The organism is Streptomyces sp. NPDC002156, assembly GCF_053593675.1.
Genome location: NZ_JBSFDA010000260.1, coordinates 1 through 9,548, shown reverse-complemented (window position 1 = coordinate 9,548; position 9,548 = coordinate 1). Strand labels below are relative to the sequence as shown.

At 68.7% G+C, this 9,548-nt stretch carries 10 protein-coding genes; 6 read left to right on the top strand and 4 right to left on the bottom strand.

Annotation, left to right across the window (positions count from 1 at the left end; all coding sequences use genetic code 11):
* The first annotated feature begins 154 nt into the window (after positions 1–154).
* Positions 155–1,939 carry an arginine--tRNA ligase gene (gene argS / locus ACWCRB_RS47045; RefSeq protein ID WP_451001945.1) on the top strand — a complete coding sequence of 595 codons (1,785 nt, stop codon included), beginning with the start codon at positions 155–157 and terminating at the stop codon, positions 1,937–1,939.
* 96 nt (positions 1,940–2,035) lie between these two features.
* Here the strand turns inward: argS and ACWCRB_RS47040 are convergent, their stop codons facing one another.
* Entirely contained in the window at positions 2,036–2,488 is a 453-nt protein-coding gene (locus tag ACWCRB_RS47040; protein ID WP_451001944.1) for a peptidoglycan-binding domain-containing protein, read from the bottom strand.
* 314 nt (positions 2,489–2,802) lie between these two features.
* Between ACWCRB_RS47040 and ACWCRB_RS47035 the strand changes: the two genes are divergently transcribed.
* The 3 genes from ACWCRB_RS47035 (at position 2,803) to ACWCRB_RS47025 (ending at position 5,192) form a co-directional block, all read left to right on the top strand.
* The gene (locus ACWCRB_RS47035) at positions 2,803–3,636 is read left to right on the top strand and encodes a peptidoglycan-binding protein (protein ID WP_451001943.1); all 834 of its coding nucleotides are present in this window, start codon (positions 2,803–2,805) and stop codon (positions 3,634–3,636) included.
* A complete protein-coding gene (locus ACWCRB_RS47030) occupies positions 3,633–4,514 on the top strand; it encodes a helix-turn-helix domain-containing protein (RefSeq protein ID WP_451001942.1) in 882 nt (293 codons plus the stop codon). The genes ACWCRB_RS47035 and ACWCRB_RS47030 overlap by 4 nt, the downstream gene beginning before the upstream one ends.
* A gap of 66 nt (positions 4,515–4,580) precedes the next feature.
* Positions 4,581–5,192: a hypothetical protein gene (locus ACWCRB_RS47025; protein ID WP_451001941.1), complete on the top strand. Its 612-nt coding sequence runs from the start codon at positions 4,581–4,583 to the stop codon at positions 5,190–5,192.
* Positions 5,193–5,285: 93 nt separating this feature from the next.
* On the opposite strand, the gene ACWCRB_RS47020 is transcribed toward ACWCRB_RS47025, so the two are convergent.
* Positions 5,286–5,642: a DUF805 domain-containing protein gene (locus ACWCRB_RS47020; protein WP_451001940.1), complete on the bottom strand. Its 357-nt coding sequence runs from the start codon at positions 5,640–5,642 to the stop codon at positions 5,286–5,288.
* 358 nt (positions 5,643–6,000) lie between these two features.
* Between ACWCRB_RS47020 and ACWCRB_RS47015 the strand changes: the two genes are divergently transcribed.
* Entirely contained in the window at positions 6,001–6,792 is a 792-nt protein-coding gene (locus tag ACWCRB_RS47015; protein WP_451001939.1) for a DUF4253 domain-containing protein, read from the top strand.
* Between the two features lie 92 nt (positions 6,793–6,884).
* Here ACWCRB_RS47015 and ACWCRB_RS47010 read toward each other — a convergent pair whose 3' ends face one another.
* Entirely contained in the window at positions 6,885–7,787 is a 903-nt protein-coding gene (locus tag ACWCRB_RS47010) for an SAM-dependent methyltransferase (RefSeq protein ID WP_451001938.1), read from the bottom strand.
* A gap of 290 nt (positions 7,788–8,077) precedes the next feature.
* Here ACWCRB_RS47010 and ACWCRB_RS47005 point away from each other — a divergent pair, with 290 nt between their 5' ends.
* Positions 8,078–8,275 (top strand): hypothetical protein, encoded by a 198-nt coding sequence (locus ACWCRB_RS47005; protein WP_451001937.1) that lies wholly within the window; start codon positions 8,078–8,080, stop codon positions 8,273–8,275.
* Here the strand turns inward: ACWCRB_RS47005 and hemB are convergent.
* Complete coding sequence (hemB, locus tag ACWCRB_RS47000; RefSeq protein ID WP_451001936.1) at positions 8,242–9,231, bottom strand: porphobilinogen synthase; 990 nt, start codon at positions 9,229–9,231, stop codon at positions 8,242–8,244. The genes ACWCRB_RS47005 and hemB overlap by 34 nt on opposite strands.
* Between the last annotated feature and the right edge of the window lie 317 nt (positions 9,232–9,548).

Sequence of the window (9,548 nt, the reverse complement as noted above, 5' to 3'; positions counted from 1 at the left end):
GGTCTGGGGGCGCAGCCCCCAGGGATGGGACGGGTAGGGGCGGCGGGGGCGAAACCAAACAGACCACCCACCCGCACGCAAGAAAACCCCTTTACCCCCCATGGGATACTGACCCCATCAACCTGTACCCACCAGGAGAACGGCACCCACTCCCATGGCCCCGGTCAAGTCCCTCACCGCCACCGTCCACCAGCGCCTCGCGGACGCCCTCACGGCAACCCTGCCGGAGGCGGCCCCCGCGGACCCGCTGCTGCGACGCAGCGACCGTGCGGACTTCCAGGCGAACGGCATCCTCGCCCTCGCCAAGAAGGCCAAGGCCAACCCCCGCGACCTGGCGACCCAGGTCGTCGCCAACGTCGTGTCCGGCGACGTGATCAAGGACATCGAGGTCTCCGGCCCCGGCTTCCTGAACATCACCCTCACCGACAAGGCGATCATCGAGAACCTCGCGGCCAGGGCAGCGGACCCGGACGCCCGCCTGGGCGTACCGACCGCCGCCCACCCCGGCACGACGGTCATCGACTACGCCCAGCCGAACGTGGCGAAGGAGATGCACGTAGGCCACCTCCGCTCGGCGGTGATCGGCGACGCGGTGGCCCAACTCCTGGAGTTCACGGGCGAGAACGTGATCCGCAGGCACCACATCGGCGACTGGGGAACGCAGTTCGGCATGCTCATCCAGTACTTGGACGAGCACCCGCACGAGCTGGACCACAAAACAACCACCACGGACACCGAGGCGACCGGCGTGGAGGCGATGTCGAACCTCGACCGCCTCTACAAGGCGGCACGCAAACTCTTCGACTCCGACGAGGAGTTCAAGACGAGGGCGCGCCTCCGGGTGGTCGACCTCCAGGCCGGCGACCCCGCGACGCTCGCCACCTGGCAGCGGTTCGTCGACGAGTCGAAGATCTACTTCTTCTCGGTCTTCGAGAAGCTGGACATGGTCATCCAGGACGCGGACATCGTCGGCGAGTCGGGCTACAACGACATGCTGGACGAGACGTGCCGCCTCCTGGAGGAGTCCGGGGTGGCGGTCCGCTCGGAGGGTGCGCTGTGCGTGTTCTTCGACGACATCAAGGGCCCGGAGGGCAACCCGGTCCCGCTGATCGTCCGTAAGACCGACGGCGGCTACGGCTACGCGGCGACGGACCTCTCGGCGATCCGGGACCGCGTCTTCAACCTGAAGGCGAACAACCTGATCTACGTGGTCGACGCCCGTCAGTCCCTGCACTTCAAGATGGTCTTCGAGACGGCGCGCAGGGCGGGCTGGCTGAACGACGAGGACGTGAAGGCGTACCAGCTGGCGTTCGGCACGGTCCTCGGCAAGGACGGCAAGCCGTTCAAGACGCGGGAGGGCGAGACGGTCAAGCTCGTCGACCTCCTGGACGAGGCGGTGGACCGCGCGACGACGGTCGTACGGGAGAAGGACACGCAGTCCCAGCTCTCCGACGACGAGGTCGCCGAGCGCGGCGCCCAGGTGGGCATCGGCGCGGTGAAGTACGCGGACCTGTCGACGTCGGCGAACCGGGACTACAAGTTCGACCTGGACCAGATGGTCTCGCTGAACGGCGACACGAGCGTGTACCTCCAGTACGCGTACGCCCGTATCCAGTCGATCCTGCGCAAGGCCGGCGAGGTACGCCCGAAGCCGCACCCGGAGCTCGAACTGGCCGACGCGGAGCGGGCGTTGGCCCTGCACGTGGACGGGTTCGCGGAGACGGTGGCGGACTCGGCGACGGAGTACGCGCCGCACAAGCTGGCGGCGTACCTGTACCAGCTGGCGTCGCTGTACACGACGTTCTACGACAAGTGCCCGGTACTGAAGGCGGAGTCGGCACAGCAGGTGGAGAACCGCCTGTTCCTCTGCGACGTGACGGCGAAGACGCTCCACCAGGGCATGGCCCTGCTGGGCATCAGGACGCCCGAGCGGCTCTGAACGCCTGAAGCGCTGAAGCGCCCGAAGAGATGCACGCGGCCCGTCCTCTCCCCCGGGGAGGACGGGCCGCGGCGTGTGGGCGGTCGTCAGGGTGGCTCAGCACCAAATGGCGTTGAAGTCCCAGAACGCTGCCCTGGTCGCCGATCCGGCGTCCCCGTCGACGACAAGGCTGTAGCCCCAGGTGTTCAGGTAGCGCTGCAGCGCCCTGATCGTGTTGGGGCCGACCACTCCGTCGACGGTGCCGGCGTTGTGGCCCAGGTCGTTGAACATGCGCTGCGCCGCCTTCCAGCTGTTGGTGCCCAGCTGCCCGTCGATCGTGCCGGGGCTGTAGCCCACGTCGCGCAGCCAGCACTGCCAGTTCTTGGCCCGGGCCGTGTTCAAGCCGAGGTTGTTCACCGCGAGGATGGAAACGTCCTGGGCGCTCACCGCGGTTGTGGCGGCCGACTGGGACGCCGCGAAGCTGGTACCCGCGGCCGCCACCGTTCCGGCCGCGAGCCCGACTACGGCGGTGAGGCTGATGGCGGTCCTCGTCAACATGTTCGATCGCATGCTTCCCCCTTGGGGTTGTGAGGCGGCTCGGTCGTGCCGCCGGTCTGCCAACACGAGAATGCGCAGTGGGCGGCAACGGCTGCCACAGTTGCCTCAGAAGTGACGCCTTCGTGGGACGCCCCGTCCGCTGACCTGCTGGGACGCCGTCCGCCAGGACGGTCCGGCGGGACGGCCGCGACGGGCTGTGGCCGATTCCGTACCCGTGCGGGAACCACGTTCCGGTGCGGGCCGTCGACCCTGTTGCAGAATGCGAAGGGGCGCAGGGGCCGATGGCCACGGCCACTGACCGCGCCATGAACGCAAGTAGGGGGAATATGCCGCGTTGGAAAGAGCTGCCGGCCGAACTGGATCCCCGAGTCCGCCAGTTGGTGATGCGATTACGCCGGCTGAAGGACCGCAGCGGGCTGAGCATGCGGCAGTTGGCCGTGAAGACCGGGTACAGCGCGAAGTCGTGGGAACGGTACCTGAACGGCAGATCACTGCCGCCCGGGGAAGCCGTAGAGGCGATGGCAAGAACCTGCGGCGACGACACGACCCGGCTGCTCGCACTGCACGAGGTGGCAACGGAGGCGTGGACCAGCAGACGCACGGGTGCACCGGCACAAGAGACGCAAGAGACGCAAGAAGCACGAGAAGCACGAGAAGCACGAGAGCCCCTGGAACAGGGGCACCCCCGGCCGCAAGAGGGTCCGCTTCGCACCACGCTCGTGGCGGGAGCGGTGGCCCTGGTACTGATCGCCTCCGCGTCGGTCCTCGCGGTCGTACAACTCCAGGACGGCGACGGCAGCGCGACGGCGTCCCACCGAACCTCACCCACCACGTCGGCGTCGACTTCGGCGTCGGTGTCGGCGTCGCTAATCACGTACACCTGCCGGATGCAGCGGATCGACGGCCGCTGGTACTCGGGCAACAGCCGCACCCAGGACACGATCCTGGCCGCCGGCCAGGCAGGCCCCGAAGTCGCCGAGGCGCAGTGCCTGTTGCGCCGGGCGGGCATACCAGCCGGAGAAATAGACGGCATCTTCGGCCCGTTGACGCAACGGGCGGTCGAACGCATCCAGAAACGGGACGAGTTGGTCGTCGACGGCATCATCGGCCCGCACACCTGGGGCGCCCTGCGGCGCAACGCGGGGGCCACTCCGAAATGAGCGGGACGACACCCGACCCGATGCCGTCGCCACCACCATCGCCCTCACCGGAACGCACCCGACTGGCCGCCACACTGCGGGAGTTGAAGGAGCGCACGGGCCTGAGCCTGGCGGGCCTCGCGGAACGGACCACGTACAGCAAGTCGTCCTGGGACCGCTACCTCAACGGCAAGGCACTCCCCCCACGCCAGGCGGTCCAGGAACTGTGCGCCCTCGCCCACGAACCGGAGGGCCGGTGCCTGGCGCTGTGGGAGATCGCGGAGTCGGAGTGGACCTGGCGCCCGACGGACGCTCCAAGCCCGGTGACACCACCCCCGACCCCCACCCCCACACGCTCACCCTCACCACCTCCGGTGGAGGACACCCGTACCGGTAACCGGCGTACGGCGATCAAGGCGGCGCTGGTGTCGGCGTGTGCCGCGACGGCCGGAATCGTGGCGATGGCCGTCCTGCTACTACCAGGACCGAACGACGACGAACCGCAGGCGCCCCCCTCCCCCTCGCATCCTGCCACGCCCCTTCCCGGCGCCCGCTGCCAAGGAGCCGCCTGCGAGGGCCAGGACCCCTGGAACATGAACTGCGGCAGTCCCCCCGACACCCTGCTGGAGCACCGCACGGCAACCGGGGCCTGGGTGTCGGTGCGCTACGACAAGGCGTGCGGGGCCAGTTGGGCCCGGACATGGCACACGAGCATCGGCGACCGCGTCGAGGTGACCGCCGACGGCGCCACCTACAGCGCCGAGATCAAGGACGACATCGACGCGAAGAACTACGTCTACACCGCGATGACAGCGACCCGCCCCGGTACGACCGTCCGCGTCTGCTTCGAACCCGCGACGAACGACGAGCGGGAGTGCGTCGACGGCCGCGTGCCTTAGAGCCCGACATTTCGAGCACCGTCTAAACCCGTATACATACCCCCCAGGGGTACGTACGTTGAAGCCATGACGAAACTCCCGGAGCACCGCCCGCAATCCCCACCGTCCGAGCCGTCCACGACCCCACGCATTGCCGACCACTGGCCGATCCTGGCCGGCATCGCGGCAGCCGCCCTGATCGGGCTCGACATGGCCGAGGGCATCGACGCGGCCCCCGCCCTCGCCGCCTCCGCGCTCGTCTACTTCGGTGCGGCGGCCCTCCGGAAACCGTCCGCCGTATGGCCGTTGTTCTTCGGCTCGGTCGTCGTCATCTTCGCCACCGAGTTACTGGGCGGCGGCGACGTGGACCCGACCTGGGTCATCCTGGCGCTGGCCGTCCCGTTCCTGGCGTACGGCCTGCTGCAAGGCCGCCGAAGCCCCGACACCCCACCCCCGTACGGCGGCTGGCCGTACCACCTGATCGCCATGGCGGCGTTCGGAGCGGCCGCGGCCGTCGCCCTGGGCGTGACGGAGACGGTGGGCGCGTACTTCGTGGCGGGCGGCCTGCTGGCCCACGCCGCGTGGGACGCGTACCACTACCGGATCAACAAGGTGGTGACACGCTCGCTCGCCGAGTTCTGCCTGGTCCTCGACACGATCGTCGCGGCGGTCATCGTGATGGTGACGGTGACGGACTGAACGCCACCCCGATCGACAGGCCCACAACACCAAAAGCCGCCCGGAACGAACCGGGCGGCCAGGGCATGGGGACGATGCCCTCGGTGCGAACGATCAGGCGAACGCGGGGACGGCCTTCGGGTTGTGGCCGTGCTTGTTCTCCCCCGAGTCACTGTCGAGGCAGACGAAGACCAGCAGCGTGATCCCACCGACGAGCGGGACGAGCGCGATCAGGAGCCACCAGCCCGAGCGGCCCGTGTCGTGCAGTCGACGCACGGTGATGGCCAGGCCGGGCACGAGGACCGCCAGGGCGTACAAGCCACTGAGGATCTGCACGCCGATGACGGCGTCGATGATCGCCAGCACGATGCTGATGATGATGGAGAACAGCGCGGCCATCCAGTATTCCTTGCGGCGCGCGCGCCCGCTGAACACCGCGTACTTCTTGAGCATTTCGACGTAGTAGTTCATTGCTTCCCCCCAGGGAACGATGTGGGCCGACCGAGCGGATCAGGCCAGGGGCAGAAGCTACGGAGCCTGGCGGGAACTCGTCAATCCGGTTGCTCGTTGCAGGTGGTGTGGCATGACGTGCCCTACCAAGCAGTCCGACAGCAGTCGACGTACGTCGATTTCAGGACAGATCCAGGCAAGATCACCGACTGCACACAGCACCGACACCAACTGGCTGCCGAACCATGGCCGTTCCATTGCCAGTCCGACGCAACTTCGAGGCCGCGCCGACACCGGAACGATCTCGAACCGTTGCCCGCTGCCCACCCGACAGGCCTGCTCAGGCCCGTTGTCAGTGGCAGGCTCTACAGTCACCGGCATGGCGACACTTCCCAATCCGCTGCCCCACCTCGCGGCCGACCCGACCGGCGGCATGCTCGGCCTCGCGCTCCCCGCCGGAAGCCTGATCGACACGACGGACGAGGGCCCGTGGCACGAGCCCCTCCTCTGGCACGCCGACGCGCCCTCCGCCCCCGGCGACTGGGCCGCACATCACGACGCGTACCGAGCGGCCGGGCTCGTCCCGGTGGTCATAGAGGTGGGCGGCGGCCAGGGCGGGCCGCAGGACTGGGAGTTGATGCCCGCCGACACCTCGTACCCCGGGGACCACGACGCCGAAGAGGTCCTCACCGAGTTCTGGGAGGAGTACGCGGCGGAGGACGAGAACTGGCCCGGCCTGGCCCCCGCCACCGAAGCCGGCCAGACCGACGCGGACGAACTGGCCGCCCAGCTCGCCGACTCACTCCTGGCCGCCGGCTCCTCCCTCAAGGAACCACGCCTGGCCCTCGTCCCGGCCCGCCGCTCCGCCGACGTCCCCGCGGCCATCGGCTGGTCCGGCCCCGCGAACTACGAGAGCGACACGGCCCGCCTCTGCGCGGTACTGCGCTCCTGGGAGGACCGCTTCGGCATACGGGTCCTAGCGCTCACCTTCAACCAGCTGACCCTGTCCGTGGCGGCCCCGCCGACCACCCTCGCCGAGGCGGAGGCGGTGGCCGCCGAACACTTCGCGTTCTGCCCGGACAACATCACCCAGGGCCCCCACAACACCCTGCGCACCTACGCCGAACACGAACTCCTCAACACCAGAACCTGGACCTTCTGGTGGGACTGACCGAGCTGGCAGCGCCCCTTTAGGGGCGCGAGGAACTGCGCGACAAGCCCCCACCGACCCGCAGCCAACGAACTACGCACCCCCGGACCCAATCAGGCCTTACGCCCGCTCGCCCCATACACATTGATGTCCGCGTCCGTGACGTCATTGATGTCGCGATACCGAACCTTCTCGATGTCGTCGAGCGAGTCGAAGTACGAGGCCTCGACCACCTCCGGAGCCGGCGCGTTACCGTCGGGACGCCAGCGGTGGGCGGGGACGACACCCGGCTCGTCAAGAGCGAGCCCGTTCTCCTCGAAGAAGCGCTCCACCTCGGCCTTGGACCGGAGCACGAAGGTGAACCCACGCTCCGTGTACGTCCGCTGCACCGCGCGGATGTTCTCCGGGTTCAGATCCTCGGTGAGGTGACTGAGAACGAGCCGGCTCCCCGACGGCAACGCGTCGACCAGCTCGCGCACGATGTCGTACGCCTCCGGCTCCGCGACGAAGTGCAAGATCGCCGCGAGCACGAGCGCGATCGGCTGATCGAAGTCGAGGGTCTTGCGGGCCTGTTCGAGGATCTGGGCCGGGTCGTTGAAGTCGGCGTCGATGTAGTCCGTACGCCCCTCGGGCCCGCTGGTGAGCAGGGCACGCGCATGCGCGAGGACGATCGGGTCGTTGTCGACGTACACGACCCGGGAGTCCGGGGAGATGCGCTGCGCGATCTGGTGGACGTTGTCCTGCGTGGGCAGGCCGGTACCGATGTCGAGGAACTGCCGGATGCCGTCGTCCGCCGCCAGCGTGGTCACCGCGCGGCGCATGAAGTCGCGGTTGTGCCGCACGTCCAGGTACCCGCGCGGATTGGCGGCGAGCGCCGCGGCCGCCGCGTTGCGGTCGGCCGGGTAGTTGTCCTTGCCGCCGAGGAAGACGTCGTACACCCGGGCCGGATGGGCCTTGGTGGAGTCGATCCGCCTTCTCAGCTCGGCGGGGTCCTGACTGAGAGCATCGCCGCTCATGAGGCCTCTTCTGGAGAGCAGTAACTTCAACGAACAACAACCTAGCCGCCGACCGGAGTTGATGTCCGAGAATCGAAAACCGAACGCGGACCGGACGCGGACCGTCCCGGAGCGTCCCTGAACGGGACGGCGTTCGCGCAGGTCAGCGGGGTGATGGGTCGACGGGCGTCCCGGATTCCCCGAGAAACATGGCGCTGGGACGACTCACGGCACAAGCTGATGCCGGCCGAGCAACACGCACGGCCACCAGCCCCTCCCCCTCCTCCCCTCCCTCCGGAAAGGGCACCCCCATGTCCGTACGCACCTCCCGTACGCGCCTGTTCGCCGCCACGGCGATCGCGCTCGTCGCGCTCACCACCCTGACGGCGTGCGAGGACGGCAAGGGCGTACGGGACGAGGGCCCGTCGACGACGTCGGCGCGGCACGAAGGCGAACCCGTCGAGCCCCCGACGGCTCACAACATACGAGCAGCCTCGGTGGCCCAGTAGGTGAGGATGTTCTGCGCGCCGGCCCGCTTGATACCGGTGAGGGTCTCCAGGATGGCCCGCTCGCGGTCGACCCAGCCCTTCTCGGCGGCAGCCTCGATCATCGAGTACTCACCGGAGATCTGATAGGCGGCGACAGGCACGTCCACGGCGTCGGCGACCCGGGCGAGGATGTCGAGGTAGGGCCCGGCGGGCTTCACCATGACCATGTCGGCGCCCTCCTCCAGGTCGAGCGCCAGCTCCCGCAACGACTCCCTGACATTGGCGGGGTCCTGCTGATACGTCTTCCGGTCCCCCTTCAGCGAGGAACCGACGGCTTCCCGGAAGGGCCCGTAGAAGGCGGAGGAGTACTTGGCGGTGTAGGCGAGGATGGCGACGTCCTCGCGCCCGATCTGATCAAGGGCGTCACGGACGACCCCGATCTGCCCGTCCATCATCCCGCTGGGCCCGACGACATGAGCACCGGCATCGGCCTGCACCTGGGCCATCTCGGCGTACCGCTCAAGGGTGGCGTCGTTGTCAACGCGCCCCTCGGCATCCAGCACCCCGCAGTGCCCGTGATCGGTGGTCTCGTCGAGACAAAGATCGGACATGACGAGCAGCTCATCGCCGACCTCGGCGCGCACATCACGGATGGCGACCTGGAGAATCCCGTCCGGATCGGTACCGGGAGTCCCGAGGGCGTCCTTCTTCGCTTCCTCGGGCACCCCGAAGAGCATGATCCCGGAAACCCCGGCCTCGACGGCCTCCACGGCGGCCTTCTTCAAACTGTCCCGGGTGTGCTGTACAACACCGGGCATGGCGGAGATCGGCACAGGCTCACTGACGCCCTCCCGCACGAAGGCGGGGAGGATGAAGTCGGCGGGGTGCAGTCGGGTCTCGGCGACCATGCGGCGCATGACGGGCGAGGTACGCAGCCGCCGGGGCCGCGTACCGGGAAAGGATCCGTACTTCGACATACCCTCCACGCTACGCCCGCCCCACACCCCCCTTTGCCGACGCGACGTCGGCCTGACCCGCCCCCGCCGCCCCTACCCGTCCCATCCCTGGGGGCTGCGCCCCCAGACCCCCCTACGGCCCTGAACGGGCCTAGTCCTCAAACGCCGGACGGGCTGAAAGATCAACCCCCGGCCGGCGTTCGAGGACAACCACGCTCAGCCCACCCTTTTACCCGCCCCCGCCGCACTTCAGCACCGGCCCGGCCATTCCAGCCCGTCCGGCGCTTGAGGACGAGGCCGTTCAGGCCGAAAGGGGGGTCTGGGGGCGCAGCCCCCAG

Excerpts from the sequence above, each read along its gene's own strand:
- argS (WP_451001945.1), top strand. The coding sequence starts at position 155 with ATGGCCCCGGTCAAGTCCCTCACCGCCACCGTCCACCAGCGCCTCGCG.
- ACWCRB_RS47040 (WP_451001944.1), bottom strand. The coding sequence starts at position 2,488 with ATGCGATCGAACATGTTGACGAGGACCGCCATCAGCCTCACCGCCGTA.
- ACWCRB_RS47035 (WP_451001943.1), top strand. The coding sequence starts at position 2,803 with ATGCCGCGTTGGAAAGAGCTGCCGGCCGAACTGGATCCCCGAGTCCGC.
- ACWCRB_RS47030 (WP_451001942.1), top strand. The coding sequence starts at position 3,633 with ATGAGCGGGACGACACCCGACCCGATGCCGTCGCCACCACCATCGCCC.
- ACWCRB_RS47025 (WP_451001941.1), top strand. The coding sequence starts at position 4,581 with ATGACGAAACTCCCGGAGCACCGCCCGCAATCCCCACCGTCCGAGCCG.
- ACWCRB_RS47020 (WP_451001940.1), bottom strand. The coding sequence starts at position 5,642 with ATGAACTACTACGTCGAAATGCTCAAGAAGTACGCGGTGTTCAGCGGG.
- ACWCRB_RS47015 (WP_451001939.1), top strand. The coding sequence starts at position 6,001 with ATGGCGACACTTCCCAATCCGCTGCCCCACCTCGCGGCCGACCCGACC.
- ACWCRB_RS47010 (WP_451001938.1), bottom strand. The coding sequence starts at position 7,787 with ATGAGCGGCGATGCTCTCAGTCAGGACCCCGCCGAGCTGAGAAGGCGG.
- ACWCRB_RS47005 (WP_451001937.1), top strand. The coding sequence starts at position 8,078 with ATGTCCGTACGCACCTCCCGTACGCGCCTGTTCGCCGCCACGGCGATC.
- hemB (WP_451001936.1), bottom strand. The coding sequence starts at position 9,231 with ATGTCGAAGTACGGATCCTTTCCCGGTACGCGGCCCCGGCGGCTGCGT.